This is a genomic window from Planktothrix paucivesiculata PCC 9631 (assembly GCF_900009265.2).
GTDB lineage: Bacteria > Cyanobacteriota > Cyanobacteriia > Cyanobacteriales > Microcoleaceae > Planktothrix > Planktothrix paucivesiculata.
Window position 1 is genome coordinate 301,422 of sequence record NZ_LR735009.1, and the last position, 18,222, is coordinate 319,643.

The following is an 18,222-nucleotide window of genomic DNA, read 5'->3' on the forward strand; positions in this document are numbered from 1 at the left end:
AATTAACTTTTTTTCAACTAAAGTATCTTTATTTTCGAGTTTATGACCTCACGCTATCTGTTATATAAAGATTATGAATCAGGATTAAACAATAACTTAATGGGGCTGGAAATAGCCGTTGGGTTAGCCTTTCTCACCCAACGAAAATTAGTTTTTTATGGTTCTGTGGGAGAGGATAAAAATATCTTACCTGTGCGGGGAGGCTATTTTTTATCCGTGCCTGAAAGTCGCAAACATATTATTAATATTGATAAACTTCCAACAATTTTAGATTTAGTGGATAAACTTCCGATTCCGATTTTAAACTATTCAGAATTTTTGGCAGAAACCCAAGGAAAAAGTCTGAGTCATTATCGGAGTGAGGTTAGATTAGTAAATGCGGTTTTTGTTCCGAATAACATTATAATTAATTCCCAGGTTTTATCGGATTTTGCCGAAAATCGTCTTATTATACAGGATGTTGAACAGGATATTTTAGAATTTAGTGCCTGTAATTTAGCCTATTATTCTCGTTTTTTTTATCCTCCTTCCCTGTCAATATATGCTCTAATGGAAGCAATTCAATTTAAACCTATTTATCGGAATTTAGCGGATAAAATTTCTCAAACCCTCGGACAATATAATGGGATTCATATTCGTCTCACCGACTATCGAAACTGGATTCCCCATCGAGAAGCCGACCATCCCTATTTAATCTTAAAAACCCTAAAAGAAATCTTTCCACCGGAAGAACTTTTATTAATTTGTACTGATGAATCGGAAAATATGGATTTTTTTAATCCCATTTTAAACTATTATAAAAATACTATTTTTATTGATAAATTTATTATATCAAATTTTCAAACAGAATTTAAAAATTTACCTTTTACCGATGAACAAACCCTAGGATTAATTTGTAATTTAGTTATGTGGAATTGTCAGGAATTTGCCGGAAGTTTTCGCAGTACCTATACCGGAATTATCCATAGAAACTGGCTCAAAAACCAATTTCAAAAGCAACTGAACTCCTCTCAATTAAGCTTTAAATTTGTAGAAAGTGGTTTATCCCCGGGAGAAGTCCAGTTTCATCAAGGCTCCTATGCAGAAATTAACTCCGGTTTGTTTAGTTGGAATCGTATTCATCTCCCCGTCGCCATAGAAATGAAATCTTGGTGCCGAGAATGGCCAGAATCCGTGTGTTTAACTCTTTAGGATAACGACTAATCAACGATTTTGATTTGCCCGGTACTTAATGCTCTTTGGAGAGTAGAAACTAAGTGTTTTTCCTGTTCATCAAGTTGGCGCAATAACCAATATCTCATGGCATATCGCTCTTGACGACTGATGGATTTAGTCTTGAGAATTTTCTCAATGATTTGCTTGAAACTCAAGCCGGAAAGTGATGGGGGGTCAGATATAGACATATTAAAAGGCAACTTATTACGGGGTCTAAAAATTAGGCACTAATTCACTCTATTTAATGATTTATATGCTCCTATGGATGTGATTTATATCATTAATAATAAGTGAGATAGATCACAAAAGGTCAAGGGGAGCAGGCAACAGGGAAATCCCCATCACGAAAATTGGGGGTTGGGAGAATGACTCCTGGAAACTTTCTGACTGATGCCCAGCCGATTTGTTTAGATTTGAGACGTGACCTTTCTTTGAATAGGGGAATGGTTGTCAATTTGCACAACTTAAAGAGTAAAATCTTCTTATGCGCTATTTTTGATTCAAGGAGACTCCATTGAAAAAGCTATTATCAGTCTTTATTTTAAGTTTTCTATTATTAACATTCCTTTTGTCTAAATCCGCATTAGCAGAAGGAATTTTAAGTGGGTCTACCATTTTTTCCAACTCCTGTGCAGCCTGCCATATTAACGGGAATAACGTAATTGTTGCTAATAAAACCTTGAAAAAAGAAGCGTTGATTAAATACTTAAAAGGATATGAAGAAAACCCTCTAGCTATAATTATTAATCAAGTCACCAATGGTAAAAATGCTATGCCTGCGTTTAAAAGTCGGTTAACGGCTAGGGAAATTACCACCGTTGCCGCCTATGTTGTCGAACAAGCTGAAAAGGCATGGTCGCCATTAGAATAAATTTCCCTAGATAATAATATTATGGGATTAAATTTCCCAGTTTCATTGAAATATCTGTTATCTTAAGATATCAAAACTCTGTTAAAAATTTTGTGAGTCATCAACCTCTGTAAATTTCAGAGTTGCCGGATTCCATAGCGCACTTTCATCAGTCAAATCTGTATCAAAAATAAATGTTTACACAAGTGCATTTGACAGAGCGACACCATCATATTCTCTGGGCAACCATTCGTCACTATATTGCGACGGCGGAACCCGTGGGTTCTAAGGCTTTGGTGGAAGAATACAACCTCAAAGTCAGTCCCGCCACTATTCGCAATGGCATGGGAGTCTTGGAACGGGCCGGACTTCTGTATCAGCCCCATACCTCCGCCGGACGCATCCCCTCGGACTCGGGGTATCGGATTTATGTTGATAAACTGATTACGCCCTCAGAAACCGTTGCGGATGAGGCGCTGCACCTGTTACGCGAACAACTGAATTTAAAAAACTGTAGTTTGGAAGCGGTTTTGCGGGGGGCGTCGCAAATTTTATCAACTTTGAGTGGATATATTACCTTAGTTACACTCCCGAAAACTGTTACTACCCGGTTACGACATTTGCATTTGGTTTCTATAGAACCGGGGAAAATCATGTTAGTGGTGGTGACAGATTCCTATCAAACTCAGTCCAGTTTAATTGATTTATCTCCAGCGAATTCTCCCTCGGATTCTCAGGCCATGGGAGTTAATCTTTTACCCGAAGATCAAGAGGTTTTAGAACAGGAATTACAACTGCTTTCTAATTTTTTAAATGCTCAACTTCGAGGCAAATCTATTTCTGAACTTTCGATTTTAGATTGGAGTGAATTAGATCGGGAATTTCAGTGCTATTCTGAGTTTTTAATAAAGTTATTAACGGATTTAAGTTTTCGCAGCCAAACCCCAGAATATACTCCAATTCTGATTAGTGGCATTGCTGAAGTTTTACATTTACCTGAATTTTCCCAATTGCAACAGGTGAAAACTTTGATGCACTTATTAGAGGAAGAACAGGAACAATTGTGGCCGTTAATTTTTCCTAATCCTAAACAAGAACAACGGGTTACGGTTCGCATTGGGTCGGAAAATCCTTTAGAACCCATTCAAGGTTGTACCCTGGTTTCTGCACCCTATCGACGGGATAATATTCCGGTTGGAAGTGTGGGAATTTTAGGCCCGACTCGGATGATGTATGAAAATGCGATCGCCGTAGTTGAAGCCGCCGCCGATTATTTATCTGAGGCACTGAGTTAATTTTTAATCCCTAAATTTATGATGGGTTTAGAACCTTTAAAAAATAGTTTATCTTCCTTTGTTCATCTTCTAGGATTTTGTTTAGAAACCCTTTCCGCTTTCTGTGTTTTGTTGGGATTAATCACTACCTTAAAAATAGCCCTAGCAAGTTTCCGCCGTCGGCAATTTTTTCCCTTTATAGAATTACGTCTTAACTTTGGCAGTTGGTTAGCTTTAGCCTTGGAATTTCAGTTGGGCGCGGATATTGTTTTCACAACAATTACACCGTCTTTTGTTGCGTTAGGGAAGTTAGGAGCTATTGCCGTTATTCGGACATTTTTAAACTATTTCTTGAATAAAGAATTAGAAATGGAAATGAAATTTCAGAACGAACTACAAAATAAATCTGCTCTTGATCAGTTATAGAATATGACGGCAAATTCTGATATTTTAAGACTAGCACAAATAGCAATTACTGAGTTTGAAAATTCCAAAATATCGGGAGTTTGGAAGGGATTAGATCAACAACAAATTATTGCAGAATTGCGATCGCGTCTGATTAATCCTTTTAATATTAATCAAGGGACTCAACCCTTTTGTGGCCCAGCAGCAATTATTTTTGAACTAATTAGAAAAAATCCTCTAGCTTATATTCAACTCTGTCGAAATCTGTTTCAAATTGGAGGATTTCATACCCAAACAAATCGCTGGATTTCCCCGCCTCTCAAGTTACAAGAAAGTCGCTTAAATTTCCAAATTCCTCAAATCGATTGGATGGTATTATCCACCCTCAGAGAGTCAGAAAATATGATTTTTTCTATCGATCCAAATGCCCCTCAACTGTTAAGAAATTTAGCTGGAATTACCAAAACCTGGGAAATGGCAGGATGGATTAAAGAAATTTTAGGCTATCAAACCGTTAATTATAGAAATGCTTACTTATTTGGGGATTTAGAAGCTATTGAAACGGCCAATCAGATGATTCAATCCGGTGGTGTCGCCTTTGCCTTAATTAATGATTCGGGTTTACTCCTAAATCAACCGCCCGTTTTTCCCTATCCCAATCATTGGGTCGCATTATTAGATAAAATTCAAATTAATCTCAACAGTAATTTGATTAATTTCAAGGTCTATACTTGGGGAAAAGAAATGCAAATTACTGTTAATTCAACAACTTTTAAAACCTATTTTTGGGAAATTGTAACCGGAATTTAAAGTTAAATTTAATTAACTTCAATCTCACCAATTAATGAATTTGTAATAATCCGTTTTACTCCCAGATTAACTAACTTTTTAAAATCCTCTAAATCATCCACCGTCCAAACCACAATATCTATCCCCTGATTTCGGCTTTTATCAATGATTTCGGGATGGGCTAAAACCACAGGATAATCTATTGTTAAAATAGCATTTCCTTGATTAATTGCTGTTTGTAATTGTTGTTCAAATTGCTGAAAATCAATTAAAAAATATCCCAAGGTGATTTCGGGACAATAACCCCGAATTCGATCTAAAAACTCCTGATTAAATGAAGTCATAATCGACTTGTTGATCAGGTTATTATTAATTAATAAATCGCCTAACTGTTTGATTTCTAAGTCTGACCATTGATGGTCTGGTTTAACATCAAAATATAAAAAATCCTTAACTTCTTGAAAAGTTGCGATCGCATCTTCTAAAGTCGGAATACTTTCCCCAGCAAATCTTTCTGCAAACCACGATCCCGCATCTAATTCTTTCAATTCAGCAACGGTTTTTTCAGAAACTTTACCCGATACTCCCGTAATTCGGTTTAACTCTTGATCATGAAAAATAACCGGAATTCCATCCGCAGAAATTTGTACATCAAATTCTAGGGAATTTGCCCCCTGTTGCAACGCAGCATTAAACCCAACTAGGGTATTTTCAGGCGCCATCACCGAAAAACCTCGATGGGCAATAATTTCTAAATCCATAATTTTACCTCTATTTTTATTATGATCAGTTTACCATAACTTGACTATTTAAAAACCTTTCAACTGTTTGATTAAAACTTTCAGCTTCGACTAGAAATGACCAATGATTTCCCGCCACACGCTGAATTTCTAACTGAGTTAAATACTGTTTATATGGTTTTAATTGCCATTCCATCCGATTTACACCTTTTTCTGGTTGAATTAATAACGTAGGAATATCAATATTTTCGGTTAACCCAGGAACTTCCATAACCTGTTCAAAAATTTCATTTCTAGCCGGAATTTCAAATTTACTTCCCCAACTTCCATCGGGTTTTTGTTCCATTCCCGATATAAATAATTCCTGTTGTAAATCACTCCATCCTGAAAATTGAGCTAATTGTTTAGCTTGATCTTCTGCTTGTTCAAAACTAGCAAATGGCCCTATTAATTTTAAGCAATCTAACTGACGGTATAAAATCGGTAAAGTTAATTTAAACAAACCCGGAAGTTTCATAATAAAAATCGGATCAACTAGGATCAAACTATTAAACCGTTTAGGATTTTGTTTTGCCCAAATTGCTGCCAGTTTTCCCGTCCAAGAATGCCCTAAAATATTAGCTTTTGACCAATTTAGATGCTCCATTAAGGCTTCTAAATCTTCAATAACTTCGGTAAAGGTATAGCCATGGTCGGGTTTACTACTTTCTCCATGTCCGCGCATATCCGGCGCTATAATATGATAGCGATCGCTTAATTTTTCTCCTAATTGTTTCCAGACTAAAGCCTGATCTGCTAACCCATGTAATAATAAAATATTGGTATTTGAGGAACTTTTAATATTAGAATCCCATTCTAAATAAGATAGATTAATTTTTGATAACGATAGGGTTTTTCTAACACAACTCATGTTTTATCCTCTTAAAATAGTTACAGATATAAAACGTTGTCGATGCTCTAGCCCCCTGCTCTTGCGCTGAAGCGCAACAACCAGCGCAACAACGAACTATCTCATATTTAGTTAATTTTGTCAAATTTGGAAATGTGTTATGGAAGCATCTACAGACTGGCAACAGGTTAAAGCATCCTTTAAGAAAATTTGGGGTTATGATGATTTTCGACCGCCCCAAGGGGAAATTATTAAGAGCTTATTAGATAAAAAAGATGCCTTAATTGTCATGCCAACCGGGGGCGGAAAATCTATCTGTTTTCAACTGCCAGCACTATTACAAACCGGATTAACTTTAATTATATCGCCCCTGGTGGCACTAATGGAAAATCAAGTACAGGAACTTCAAGACCTGCGCCTTCCTGCTGCCTTAATTCATAGTCAATTAATGCCCCAACAACGCAGAAAAACTTTAAGTTTAATTGAGAAAAATCAATTAAGACTCCTCTACCTTTCTCCCGAAACCTTATTAAGTTCTCCCGTCTGGAGTGTGATTTCTCAACCCCATATTCTAATCAATGGTTTAATCTTAGATGAAGCTCATTGTTTAGTACAATGGGGGGATACTTTTCGCCCCGCTTATCGACGGTTAGGGGCAATTCGTTCGACCTTATTAAAACTGAAACCTAAAGGGACAAAAATCGCGATCGCCGCCTTTACCGCCACCGCCGATCATGATGCTCAAGAGACAATTAAACAGGTTTTACAACTGCAAAAACCTCAGCAATTTCTCCTTAGTCCCTATCGATCTAATTTAGAATTAAATATTAAAACTGTTTGGACACCCCGAGGACGAAAAAAACAGTTAATCCAATTTATTCAACCCCGAAAAAATCAAACGGGTTTGATTTATGCTAGGACTCGGAAAGACTGTGAACAATTAGCCCAATGGTTACAAACAGAAAAATATTCAACTGTTGCTTATCATGCGGGGTTAAGTTCAGAAGAACGCCGAAAAATAGAAAAAGATTGGTTACAGGAAAAGATTAAATTTGTGGTTTGTAGTAGTGCCTTTGGTATGGGAATTAATAAGAGTAACGTGAGATGGGTATGCCATTTTCAAGCTCCTTTTTTATTATCAGAATATATTCAAGAAGTCGGACGGGCGGGGAGAGATGGGAAACCCGCGATCGCCTTAACTATTATTAGCGAACCCACGGGTTTTTTCTATCCTGAAGATAAGCAACGACAAAAATATTTAATCGAAAACCTAGAAAAACAATATCAATCGGCAAATCAACTGATTAAAAAACTCCCAGCAACTGGAAATATAGAAACTCTATCAGAACAATTTAAAAATAGTGCGATCGCCCTTTCTATTTTACACGCTCAAGGACGATTAATCTGGCGAAATCCCTTTGATTATGAAATCCTATCTCAACCCAAAAAATTGCATCAAGACCAGAATAATAAAGCAATTCAACAAATGAATCAATACTTAAAAACTCGTCAATGTCGGTGGAAGTTTTTATTACAAGCGTTTGGGTTTAACTTAGAAAATCAGTCTCAAGGATGTGGTCATTGCGATCAGTGTAAATCTTCTCGCTAATTATCATAGGATTGAATAAATATGCGAAAATCCGTTAAAATTATAGAGGAAACCGATTGCTGATTAACCTTTGATTCAAACCTTTGGCGATAAACGGACTGAGGATTTATTTCAGGGGATTTCCAGTCGAGAAACCCGCAAATTTCCTGCGGACTTAATTAAAGTAGCGGTGCGAAAACTTGATATGTTGAATGCAGCTTATCAATTGGAGGATTTACGTTCTCCGCCAGGAAATCGTTTAGAATCTTTGAAAGGAGACTTAAAAGGCTTTTATAGTATCCGAATTAATGATCAATGGCGGATTATTTTTAAATGGCAAAATGGCAATGTTTTGGCTGTAAAAATTGTTGATTACCATGATTAAATTGTCTATGTTACCTCAAAACCGAATTCCCACCCATCCCGGGGAAATTTTATCGGAAGAATTTATTATTCCCTTAAACTTAACTCCAGTGGCTTTAGCGGAACATTTGGGGGTTCCGGTGCAGCAAATTAATGAAATTGTCAAAGGAAAACAAGGGATTACACCGGAAACAGCTTGGTTATTGGCTCAATCTTTCCAAACTTCGCCTGAGTTTTGGATGAATTTACAAATTCAATATGATTTGGCTTTAAATCAACCTAAAATTAAAACACCCCCGATTATTTTATCTAGTTCTTAAAGTCGGATGGTAATATATTGGGAAAATCTAAAATAGCAGTTATTCAAGTCCTCCTAATGATAAAAAGTTAGGATTTTCATAAAAACCCATCAAATTATAATCATGGAAAACAACACAACAACCGAATCAAATCTTACCGCCGAACAACATCGTTTAAAAATGCAACGGCGCAAAGAAGTTCAGGATCAAAGAGTAGCCGAACGCAATCAAACTAAAGGATTAATTATTGTTAATACCGGAAACGGAAAGGGAAAAACTACCGCCGCTTTAGGGATGGTTTTACGGTCTTTGGGTCATGGATATCGGGTGGCTATTATTCAGTTTATTAAAGGCGCCTGGGAACCCGCAGAAAAGGCGGTTTTTAGTAAATGGCCAGAACAATTAGAATTTCATGCGTTGGGGGAAGGATTTACTTGGGAAACCCAAGACCGCGATCGAGATATAGAAAAAACCCGGGAATCGTGGAATTTAGCCCTAACTTTTATTAGAAATTCTGAGTTTAAATTAATTTTACTCGATGAAATTAATATCGCCATTAAAATGGGTTATTTACCCGTTGAAGATGTTCTCGCTGGAATTGCAGAAAAAGCCGAGGATACCCATATTATTTTAACGGGTCGAGGTGCGCCCCAGGCTTTAATTGAACAAGCGGATCTTGTCACCGAAATGTCTTTAATTAAACATCCTTTTCGGGAACAAGGTATTAAAGCTCAACCAGGGATAGAATTTTAAATACCTATTTTTTATTACCTGAATTAGTTCAATTTATGGGATTAACAAAGATTTAATTGAGCCCTGAAGGGCTCACTACTTGATCAATCGTTAAGTCAGAAAACAGCGTTGAGTAATAGCTTTTTTTAAAAGGGCTTTATACTCTTTATTGTTAATAACATAACAGCCAAATCGTTCTAGGTGAGGGTTATTCATTTGGGCATCAAATAAAATAAAGTTTTTCTGTCTTAATCGTTCCACTAATTTCACCATTGCCACCTTGGAACCTTCGGGGATTCTAAAAAACATAGATTCCCCAATAAAAGCCCCGCCAATCACAATTCCTAAGATACCTCCGGCTAATTCATCTCCTTGCCAAGTTTCAAAACTATAGGCAAATCCGGCATAATTCAAGGTATGATAAATTTCTTTTAATTCCGAAGAAATCCACGTTTCTTCCCGATTAGCACAGCCTTCTACAACGCCAGTAAAATCTCGATTAATCGCCACGGTAAACCGATTTTGATTTAAAACCCGTTGCAAAGAACTCGGATAACGAAATCGCTCATCCAGGGGAATTAGTGCCCGTTTTCGACTAGAATACCATTCTAAGCTATGTTCCCCATCATTTGCCATCAGAAAGTATCCTTGTGCATATCCTTGGATAATGGCGGTGACATCATATTGCATAGGTGACAAACTTTGCTATAATTTTGTTAATATACTAAAGGTTATTTTTTCATCTATGCTAAACCTTAACTCCTCCTTCATGTTAGAGAATACCCTAACTAAACTGCTGAACAAAACCGAAAAAACCTGGGGATATCTCCAAGTGTATCAAAGAGGTGAATTATATTATCTCACTATCCCAGGATATGGGGATGATATTATTAAATTTAAAGGGAATGATACAACCCATTCCTATCAACTCTATTGGTATAAACGTCCCGAACCTTCGGTTTTTGTAGAAGCCAAAACCCAAAAAACCTATAGGAAAGAAACCAAAACCTATGACAAAGCTAAGAGTTTTCAGGTTTGCTTTAAACGAGAAGCTAATCCTATTGAATCCGCAATTAATCGGTTATTTGCTGAATTAGTGAAAACCAAAATATCAGAAGACTATAAGGGGAAAGATTCTCCGATTATCACTCTTGTTCAAAACTAAAATTAGAATGTAGAAAAAAACCATGAACGAACCCATTGCACCCATCACCTTACCCCCGAGTGAGAATTTAGAACAGGAAGGGGAATGGTTAAAACAAACCTTAAATCGTTGGTTAGATGAACAATTTATCCCCGAAGCGGTGAATGAAATTATTGCCCAACGGGCTGCTCAAATTTATGTTCGTCAACGCATGGAAGGGGAAAATGATGTGGGTTCTTTGGTACTAGCAATTGTAACGGAAATGGAATCCTTTGATTTTTCTAAAAGTTTTTTTGGGGAATTTGCGATCGCCAATGCGGTCAGCGATTTATTATTAGATAGCTTAGGAATTGAACGCTGTTGTGGACGTTCAACATTCGAGTCAATATAGGGAACAGGGAACAGGAAACAGGGAACAGGGAATACTTCGACTTCGCTCAGTAACAATGAGTTTGCACAGATTTAGTAGAGACGTGCCCGAGCGCAGCGATGCCGAAGGCTATTGGCGCGTCTGTGTAATGTGTAGTGCTATAACTTGAATTTTAGGAAAAATTAAGGGCGAGAAGACCCCGCCCATAAGGGTTATAGATGTTAGTCTATTACCAACTGGACTTAACCACACCCGGCAATAACCCAGCATGGGCCATTTCCCGAATCACGTTCCGAGATAATCCAAAATCCCGATAGAAGCCTCTGGGGCGTCCAGTTAACCAGCAACGGTTTCTGACACGGGTTCTGGAACTATCCCGGGGGAGTTGTTGGATTTTGCGGTGAATTTCCATTTTTTCCAGTTGAGACCCGGCCTGCTCGAACTGATCTTTCAGATCAGCGCGTTTTTCCGCATATTTTTCTACCGTTCTTTTGCGCTTATTATTGCGCTCAATCATGCTTTTTTTAGCCATATTAAGGCTGTTCTCCTTGTAAATAATTATTTATGCTTTAGCAAGTTTTTTTCCTGCGGTGGGGACGGTTGATCCTTGGGCAGAGGGGCATAAATCAGACAATTGACAATTATAACACATTGGACTACGCGCTGTACAGACGGCCCGACCATGATAAATTAAGCGAATTGACCAATTTTCCCAATCCTCCTGGGCAATTAAAGGCATCAGATCCCGTTCAATCCGAATTGGATCGGTATGGGTGGTTAATCCTAGCCGTTGACTCAGCCGTTTAACATGGGTATCCACCGTCACCCCCATATTAATCCCGTAACCATGGGCTAACACCACGTTAGCGGTCTTGCGAGCCACCCCAGGGAGTTCTAAGAGTTGTTCCATCAACTTAGGCGGTTGTCCCCCGTATTTTTCCGCTAACAGTTGACAGGAACCCTGAATATGGCGGGCTTTGTTCCGATAAAACCCCGTTGAGCGCACCAGGGTTTCTAGTTCGGTAATATCGGCTTGGGCCAAACTTTGGGCATCGGGAAACCGAGCAAATAGAGCCGGAGTCACTTGATTTACCCGTTCATCGGTGCATTGAGCCGATAGAATGGTGGCGACTAATAATTGCACCGGAGTTTGATAATTTAAACTACAGGTTGCATCGGGATACAAGCGTTTTAGTCGCAATAAAATTTCTAGTGCTCGTTGTTTGGGGCTCCGCTTTTTCTGAGTCACCATATTGATTATTTACTGTTGAAAGAGCGATCGCACCCAACCGAAATCCGTGAGATTAATCGTATCTCGAATAATCAAGAAAACCCCTAATCCTAACAACAACATTAAACCCGTTTGCATCACATTTTCTTGAATTTTCTCGGGTAAGGGTTTACCGCTCAGGGCTTCAAATAACAAAAAGGCTAATTGACCGCCATCTAAAGCCGGAAGCGGTAAAATATTAATGAAGGCTAAGTTAATACTAATTAACGCCGCAAATTGCAGTAAATTCCACGGATCAGAACGGGCAATATCCGCCCCAAATTTGACAATTCCCACCGGGCCAGATAGCTGTTCTGCGGTTTCACTAAATCGACTAATTAGTTGTCCGAAACCAGATGCAGTTAAGTTGATAATCCGTTGAAATTCCGTTGCACCCTTACTTAATGCCTCAATTGGGTTAGCGGCTCGATGACGAACAATTGCTCCATTTGGGGTTAACTGTACGCCTATGCGACCTTTCCCATCACTTCCTAAATCGGGAACCACATTAACCGATACCAATTGATCCTGTCTTTTAATCTGTACTGATAAAGGTTGATTTGGATGGGTTTGAATAGCTGCAATCAGAGTTTTAATTGAAGTTTCAGAAGCCCCTAATTCCTGACCATCTACGGCTAAAATAATATCTTTAGATTCAATTCCGGCTCGGTTGGCGGCGGAATCCACATTTTGAGTGACTTCTGCCACTTTTACCCCGGGTTCCGGGTTAAAACTGGGAACCCCAATAATTCCAATTTGAGTCACCAATAAAAAATAGGCAAAAATCAAATTAGCAATCACCCCCGCACTAATCACAATCGCCCGATCTAAAACGGGACGATTACTGAGTAAATTGGGATCATTTTTCGGAATCGTACTCTCGGGATCATCATCGGGAAACCCCACATATCCGCCCAAGGGTAAACCTCGAATTGCATACTCGGTTTCTGATCCTTGATATTTCCATAATATCGGGCCGAAGCCAATGGAAAAGCGATTAACATGGATATGTTGGAGACGGGCGGCTAAAAAATGCCCCAGTTCATGAACAAAAATTAATACTGCAAGAACAGCGATCGCTGCCAATATTGACATGAATAAATCCTGTAAAACGACAATTGAGCGGTTCTAACCATTCTAATATCAGAACTCAGGTGTTGGGCATTAAGACTTGGTTGAACAACAGTAGTATTATGGTCAGACGGGAGAAATTCAACGATTGACCCAAAACCCGATCGTCACCCGAAAACCGAAACCCGACAACCAAAATGACAACGACCCTTTCTCATACTCCCCTGTATAACGTCTCCGTTGAACTGAATGGCCGCATGGTGCCCTTTGCAGGTTGGGAAATGGCGGTTCAATTTAGCGGAATTAACCCAGAACATCAAGCTGTCCGCCAAGCGGTGGGAATGTTTGATATCTCCCACATGGGCAAATTTATTCTACGTGGGGAAAACCTGATTAATGCCTTACAATCTCTCGTCCCTTCAGATTTGAGCCGTTTACAACCGGGTGAAGCCCAATATAGTGCCCTCTTAAATGCCCAGGGGGGAATTTTAGACGATATCATTTTTTATGATCAGGGGGTTGACCCGGTAACGAATCTGCCGCAAGGGGTAATGATTGTGAATGCGGCGACTAAATCCCGCGATAAAGCTTGGATTAGTGCCCATATTGAGGATCAGGGGATAATATTAGAAGACCTATCCCGAGATAAAGTTTTATTAGCGGTTCAAGGGCCCCAGGCTGAAGCCACATTACAGCCTTTTGTCAGCGATAATCTTTCCGAGGTTAAGTTTTTTGGTCATATTACCACCACCGTATTAGGAAAACCCGCCTTTATTGCCCGCACCGGATACACCGGAGAAGATGGTTTTGAGGTGATGGTGGCTCCGTCTGTTGGGGTGGAGTTATGGAAAAGTTTAGCCACTGCGGGTGTGATTCCCTGTGGTTTGGGGGCCAGAGATACCCTGCGTTTAGAAGCAGCCATGGCATTATATGGACAAGATATTGGTTTAACGACTACTCCCCTAGAAGCGGGTTTAAATTGGATTATTCATTGGGACACCAAGGGAAAATTTATTGGTCGTCAAGCGTTAGAACAGCAAAAAGCTGCCGGAGTAACTCAAAAATTAGTCGGGTTAGAAATGCAAGGACGCCATATTGCTCGTCACGGATATCCGGTTTTATTTAATGGTGAAACCGTGGGAGAAATTACCAGTGGAACTCTATCACCCACCCTAGGAAAAGCCATTTCTATGGCCTATGTTCCCACAACATTATCTAAAATTGGTCAATCTTTAGATATTGAAATTCGGGGCAAAACCTACCCAGCAACGGTAGTTAAACGTCCCTTCTATCGTTCTCCAAATCGTCCGAAAAACCCTAAAACCTAAGCCCGTTGTTGTTGCGCGTTGTTGCGCGTTGTTGCGCTTCAGCGCTCTTAGAAGGCGCTAAATCCTATAGTTCTCCCAATCGTCCAAAAACCCTAAAACCTAAGCCCGTTGTTGCGCTTCAGCGCTCTTAGGAAGGGCTAAAGCCCAACAACAAATTATGAGTAAAACCAAATTATTAACAATTGGATGGCGGGAATGGGTAGCGTTACCTGGTTTGGGAATTGGAGAAATTAAAGCCAAAATTGATACGGGGGCGCCGTCATCAAGTTTGCACGCTTTTGATATTCATATTTTGGAATTTAAGAATAAACAACGGGTGCGGTTTAAAATCCATCCGATTCAACGGAATACAGTTAATACGGTCAGTGCTGAAGTAGACTTAATAGAATATCGAACTGTGCGTAATTCCGGCGGACTTATGGAGTTACGACCTGTGATTTTAACAAATATTGAAATGATGGGAAAACAATGGTTAATTGAGTTAACCTTAACAAATCGGGATGCCATGGGATTTCGGATGTTATTAGGAAGACAAGCGATTAAAGGACGGTTTTTAATTGACTGTCATCAATCTTTTTTAAGTCATTCTTGATAGCACAGGACTTACGCACAAGACCAGAGAAACCGGGTTTCTGGCCCTGATTTTGCGGATGAAATCTGGATTTCTCGTTCAGAAACCCGGTTTCTGCGTAAGTCCTATAGCAGAAAAATCCAGCATTTAAGACAAAGTTTATTTATGAAAATTGCGATATTATCCCAAGACGGTTCCCTTTATTCAACTAGAAGAATCAGACAAGCAGGAGAACAACGGGGGCATGAGATAGAGATTATTGATTATTTAAGATGTCATATTTCCTTGAGTTCTCAGAGTCCAACTGTGATTTATGAAGGCAGATATTTAAAAGAATTTGATGCTATTATTCCTAGAATTGGCGCGTCAAAAACCTTTTATGGAAGCGTGATTGTCCGTCAATTTGAACTGATGGGAATATTTACCTTAAATGAATCCCAAGCCATTGCCCGTTCTCGGGATAAATTAAATGCGTTGCAAAGTTTAGCGAAAGAAAAAATTCGTTTACCTAAAACCGGATTTGCTAATTCTGTTAAAGATATTGATAGTTTAATTGAACAGGTGGGAGGCGCGCCTTTAATTATTAAACTGTTAGAAGGAACTCAAGGTATGGGGGTGATTTTAGCCGAAAGTTATCAATCAGCTAAATCGATTATTGAAGCGTTTCAAGGATTAAATATTGATATTTTAGTTCAGGAATTTATTCATGAGTCTAATGGTGAAGATTTACGGTGTTTGGTAATTGGGGATAAAGTGGTGGCGTCGATGAAACGCATCAGTAACCCGGGAGAATTTCGCGCTAATTTGCATCGAGGTGGCAGAGCAGAAAATGTTAAATTAACCGCAGAAGAACGGAATATGGCAATAAAATCAGCAAAAGTCATGGGATTAAAATTAGCCGGAGTTGATTTAATTCGTTCCCATCAAGGGCCATTAGTTTTAGAGGTGAATTCATCCCCTGGACTTGAAGGAATTGAAACAATTACAGGTATTGATGTTTCTGATAAAATTATTGAATGTTTGGAGAAAAACATCCTAAAAAGAAAAACTCAAAAAATTGAAGATCCAATGTCAAAGTGATCTGTTTTTTTTGCAAAAATACCAATTTTCTGATACTCTATAAGGTATTAGACCCCCTAAATTGAAAATCAGAAAATATGAGTCCAACAATCACAGAAAACCCGTTACTCATCGGTCAGGGATTACCCCCTTTTGAACAGATTACACCGGATCACGTTGTTCCTGGAATTACCCAACTCTTGACAGCATTAGAACAGGAGCTAACTCAGTTAGAAACCGATGTCAAACCCACTTGGAAAGATTTAGTTGAACCTTTAGAAAAACTACAGGAACGGTTAACCTGGAGTTGGGGAATTGTGGGTCATTTAATGGGGGTAAAAAATAGCCCGGAATTGAGAACAGCCCATGGAACGGTTCAGCCTAATATTGTTCAATTTATCAATAAACTCAATCAAAGTAAAGCAATTTATCAGGCTTTTAAACAGTTAAGAAATAGCCAAGAATGGGATCACTTAGATTCGGCTCAACAACGAATTATTGATACGGCTTTACGAGATGCTGAATTATCTGGCGTGGGATTAGAAGGCGAAGATCGCGATCGCTTTAATGCAATTCAATTAGAATTAGCCGAGCTTTCAACTAACTTTTCTAATCACGTTTTAGATGCGACAAAAGCCTTTAGTTTAACCTTAACAACACCAGAAGAAATTGCGGGTTTACCCCCAAGTTTACTCAGTTTAGCCGCTCAAGCTGCTCGTGCATCGGGGTCAGAAAATGCCACCGCCGAAAATGGCCCCTGGCGAATTACTTTAGATTCACCCAGTTTTAGCCCTTTCTTAAAATATAGTCAGAGGAGAGACTTACGGGAACAAGTTTATCGCGGTTATATTAGTCGGGCATCTAGTGGGGAATGGAATAATTTTCCCCTAATTGAACGAATTTTAGAACTTAAAAAACAGAAAGCTAATATTCTCGGTTTCCATAGTTTTGCCGAACTGAGTTTAAAGAGCAAAATGGCTCCTAATGTGGAAGCCGTAGAAGCCCTATTAGAAGAATTACGCATCGTTAGTTATGAGGCAACTCAACAGGAATTTGAAGATTTAAAAGCCTTTGCCCGGTCAAAAGGAGCGGCAGAAGCTGAGAATTTACAACATTGGGATATCGGCTTTTGGTCAGAACGACAACGGGAAGAAAAATTTGCCTTTACCGATGAAGAATTACGGCCTTATTTTTCCTTACCTCAAGTGTTAGATGGGTTATTTGGATTAGTTCAACGGATCTTTGGAATTACGATTACTCCCGCCGATGGTCAAGCCCCGATTTGGCATCCAGAGGTTCGTTATTTTCAAGTTGTAAATCAAAGCGGAAATCCCATTGCATTTTTCTATTTAGATGCCTATAGTCGCCCCGCAGAAAAACGGGGAGGGGCATGGATGGATGATTGTATTAACCGGGCTAAATTTGTCGAAAATGGCGAAACTAAAGTCAGATTACCCGTTGCTTATTTACAATGTAATCAAACGCCCCCAGTCGATGATAAACCCAGTTTAATGACCTTTGGCGAGGTAGAAACCCTATTTCATGAATTTGGTCATGGCCTGCAACATATGTTAACTACCGTTGACTATTCTGGAGCGGCCGGAATTAATAATGTGGAATGGGATGCGGTGGAATTGCCTAGCCAATTTATGGAAAATTGGTGTTATGACCAAGCCACATTATTCGGCATGGCAAAACATTATCAAACCGGAGAAACTTTACCCGAACATTATTATCAAAAGTTATTAGTGGCTAAGACCTACATGAGTGGGACATCCATGTTAAGACAGTTACATTTTGCCTTGGTGGATATTGAATTACATCACCGTTATCAACCGGGAAACAATGAAACGATTAGTGATGTTCGCAATCGGATTGCCGAGAATACTATGGTTTTAAAACCTTTGCCTGAAGATGCTTTTTTATGTGCCTTTGGTCATATTTTTGCCGGGGGTTATTCTGCCGGATATTATAGTTATAAATGGGCAGAAGTATTAAGTGCCGATGCCTTTGCCGCCTTTGAAGAAGCCGGATTAAACAATGAAAATGCCGTCTCTGAAACGGGAAAACGCTTCCGAGATACGGTGTTAGCTTTAGGGGGAAGTTTGCACCCCATGGAAGTCTTTAAGGCTTTCCGAGGCCGGGAACCGAGTACCAAACCTTTATTAATTCATAATGGTTTAGTTGCGGCTTAAGCAAGGAGTTTAACTAGCCCTAACTACTTAAAAAAACAGGAGTTAGGGCATCCCAATTTAAGTCAGACAG

Annotated in this window: 22 protein-coding genes; 15 read left to right on the forward strand and 7 right to left on the reverse strand. The window is 39.0% G+C overall.

Features of this window, described 5'->3' with window-relative positions:
* Positions 1-42 precede the first annotated feature (42 nt).
* The gene (locus tag PL9631_RS09655; RefSeq protein ID WP_083619482.1) at positions 43-1,191 is read left to right on the forward strand and encodes an O-fucosyltransferase family protein; all 1,149 of its coding nucleotides are present in this window, start codon (positions 43-45) and stop codon (positions 1,189-1,191) included.
* 8 nt (positions 1,192-1,199) lie between these two features.
* Here PL9631_RS09655 and PL9631_RS09660 read toward each other — a convergent pair whose 3' ends face one another.
* Positions 1,200-1,403, reverse strand: a complete 204-nt coding sequence (locus PL9631_RS09660; protein WP_156090495.1) for a hypothetical protein — start codon at positions 1,401-1,403, stop codon at positions 1,200-1,202.
* A gap of 326 nt (positions 1,404-1,729) precedes the next feature.
* On the opposite strand from PL9631_RS09660, the gene petJ reads away from it, so the two are divergent.
* The 4 genes from petJ to PL9631_RS09680 all read left to right on the forward strand — a co-directional run bounded on the left by petJ (position 1,730) and on the right by PL9631_RS09680 (position 4,554).
* A complete protein-coding gene (gene petJ, locus PL9631_RS09665) occupies positions 1,730-2,086 on the forward strand; it encodes a cytochrome c6 PetJ (protein WP_083619485.1) in 357 nt (118 codons plus the stop codon).
* 173 nt (positions 2,087-2,259) lie between these two features.
* The gene (locus tag PL9631_RS09670) at positions 2,260-3,360 is read left to right on the forward strand and encodes an HrcA family transcriptional regulator (protein WP_083619487.1); all 1,101 of its coding nucleotides are present in this window, start codon (positions 2,260-2,262) and stop codon (positions 3,358-3,360) included.
* Between the two features lie 18 nt (positions 3,361-3,378).
* Positions 3,379-3,765: a DUF1622 domain-containing protein gene (locus PL9631_RS09675; RefSeq protein ID WP_083619490.1), complete on the forward strand. Its 387-nt coding sequence runs from the start codon at positions 3,379-3,381 to the stop codon at positions 3,763-3,765.
* A 3-nt stretch (positions 3,766-3,768) separates the two neighbouring features.
* Positions 3,769-4,554 (forward strand): hypothetical protein, encoded by a 786-nt coding sequence (locus tag PL9631_RS09680; protein ID WP_083619492.1) that lies wholly within the window; start codon positions 3,769-3,771, stop codon positions 4,552-4,554.
* A gap of 8 nt (positions 4,555-4,562) precedes the next feature.
* On the opposite strand, the gene PL9631_RS09685 is transcribed toward PL9631_RS09680, so the two are convergent.
* Together PL9631_RS09685 and PL9631_RS09690 are read right to left on the reverse strand one after the other, a co-directional pair.
* A complete protein-coding gene (locus PL9631_RS09685; RefSeq protein WP_083619495.1) occupies positions 4,563-5,294 on the reverse strand; it encodes a glycerophosphodiester phosphodiesterase in 732 nt (243 codons plus the stop codon).
* A gap of 25 nt (positions 5,295-5,319) precedes the next feature.
* Complete coding sequence (locus tag PL9631_RS09690) at positions 5,320-6,183, reverse strand: alpha/beta fold hydrolase (protein WP_083619498.1); 864 nt, start codon at positions 6,181-6,183, stop codon at positions 5,320-5,322.
* A 139-nt stretch (positions 6,184-6,322) separates the two neighbouring features.
* On the opposite strand from PL9631_RS09690, the gene PL9631_RS09695 reads away from it, so the two are divergent.
* The 4 genes from PL9631_RS09695 to cobO all read left to right on the forward strand — a co-directional run bounded on the left by PL9631_RS09695 (position 6,323) and on the right by cobO (position 9,165).
* Positions 6,323-7,771 (forward strand): RecQ family ATP-dependent DNA helicase, encoded by a 1,449-nt coding sequence (locus PL9631_RS09695; RefSeq protein ID WP_083619501.1) that lies wholly within the window; start codon positions 6,323-6,325, stop codon positions 7,769-7,771.
* Positions 7,772-7,841: 70 nt separating this feature from the next.
* Entirely contained in the window at positions 7,842-8,135 is a 294-nt protein-coding gene (locus PL9631_RS09700; protein ID WP_083619503.1) for a type II toxin-antitoxin system RelE/ParE family toxin, read from the forward strand.
* On the forward strand, positions 8,128-8,433 hold the full coding sequence (locus PL9631_RS09705; protein ID WP_231516689.1) for a HigA family addiction module antitoxin: 306 nt from the start codon (positions 8,128-8,130) through the stop codon (positions 8,431-8,433). The genes PL9631_RS09700 and PL9631_RS09705 overlap by 8 nt, the downstream gene beginning before the upstream one ends.
* Before the next feature lie 102 nt (positions 8,434-8,535).
* Entirely contained in the window at positions 8,536-9,165 is a 630-nt protein-coding gene (cobO, locus tag PL9631_RS09710) for a cob(I)yrinic acid a,c-diamide adenosyltransferase (RefSeq protein WP_083619506.1), read from the forward strand.
* A 90-nt stretch (positions 9,166-9,255) separates the two neighbouring features.
* Here the strand turns inward: cobO and aat are convergent, their stop codons facing one another.
* Positions 9,256-9,834: a leucyl/phenylalanyl-tRNA--protein transferase gene (gene aat / locus PL9631_RS09715; protein ID WP_083619508.1), complete on the reverse strand. Its 579-nt coding sequence runs from the start codon at positions 9,832-9,834 to the stop codon at positions 9,256-9,258.
* 55 nt (positions 9,835-9,889) lie between these two features.
* Here aat and PL9631_RS09720 point away from each other — a divergent pair, with 55 nt between their 5' ends.
* Together PL9631_RS09720 and PL9631_RS09725 are read left to right on the forward strand one after the other, a co-directional pair.
* Positions 9,890-10,309, forward strand: a complete 420-nt coding sequence (locus PL9631_RS09720) for a hypothetical protein (RefSeq protein ID WP_083619511.1) — start codon at positions 9,890-9,892, stop codon at positions 10,307-10,309.
* Between the two features lie 22 nt (positions 10,310-10,331).
* Complete coding sequence (locus PL9631_RS09725; RefSeq protein WP_083619514.1) at positions 10,332-10,679, forward strand: hypothetical protein; 348 nt, start codon at positions 10,332-10,334, stop codon at positions 10,677-10,679.
* 208 nt (positions 10,680-10,887) lie between these two features.
* On the opposite strand, the gene rpsN is transcribed toward PL9631_RS09725, so the two are convergent.
* Genes rpsN through rseP form a run of 3 tightly spaced genes read right to left on the reverse strand, consistent with a single transcriptional unit; the run spans position 10,888 to position 13,023 of the window.
* A complete protein-coding gene (gene rpsN / locus PL9631_RS09730) occupies positions 10,888-11,190 on the reverse strand; it encodes a 30S ribosomal protein S14 (RefSeq protein WP_026785328.1) in 303 nt (100 codons plus the stop codon).
* Positions 11,191-11,220: 30 nt separating this feature from the next.
* Positions 11,221-11,910 carry an endonuclease III gene (gene nth, locus PL9631_RS09735; RefSeq protein WP_083619517.1) on the reverse strand — a complete coding sequence of 230 codons (690 nt, stop codon included), beginning with the start codon at positions 11,908-11,910 and terminating at the stop codon, positions 11,221-11,223.
* Between the two features lie 9 nt (positions 11,911-11,919).
* The gene (gene rseP, locus PL9631_RS09740; protein ID WP_083619520.1) at positions 11,920-13,023 is read right to left on the reverse strand and encodes an RIP metalloprotease RseP; all 1,104 of its coding nucleotides are present in this window, start codon (positions 13,021-13,023) and stop codon (positions 11,920-11,922) included.
* A gap of 173 nt (positions 13,024-13,196) precedes the next feature.
* Here rseP and gcvT point away from each other — a divergent pair, with 173 nt between their 5' ends.
* From gcvT to PL9631_RS09760, 4 genes are all read left to right on the forward strand, one after another.
* Complete coding sequence (gene gcvT, locus PL9631_RS09745; RefSeq protein WP_083619523.1) at positions 13,197-14,327, forward strand: glycine cleavage system aminomethyltransferase GcvT; 1,131 nt, start codon at positions 13,197-13,199, stop codon at positions 14,325-14,327.
* A 157-nt stretch (positions 14,328-14,484) separates the two neighbouring features.
* Positions 14,485-14,919, forward strand: coding sequence for an ATP-dependent zinc protease family protein (locus tag PL9631_RS09750; protein ID WP_083619526.1), 435 nt, complete (start codon positions 14,485-14,487; stop codon positions 14,917-14,919).
* 144 nt (positions 14,920-15,063) lie between these two features.
* Positions 15,064-15,978: a 30S ribosomal protein S6--L-glutamate ligase gene (gene rimK / locus PL9631_RS09755; RefSeq protein ID WP_083619529.1), complete on the forward strand. Its 915-nt coding sequence runs from the start codon at positions 15,064-15,066 to the stop codon at positions 15,976-15,978.
* 77 nt (positions 15,979-16,055) lie between these two features.
* Positions 16,056-18,152: a M3 family metallopeptidase gene (locus PL9631_RS09760; RefSeq protein ID WP_083619531.1), complete on the forward strand. Its 2,097-nt coding sequence runs from the start codon at positions 16,056-16,058 to the stop codon at positions 18,150-18,152.
* The last annotated feature ends 70 nt before the right edge of the window (positions 18,153-18,222 follow it).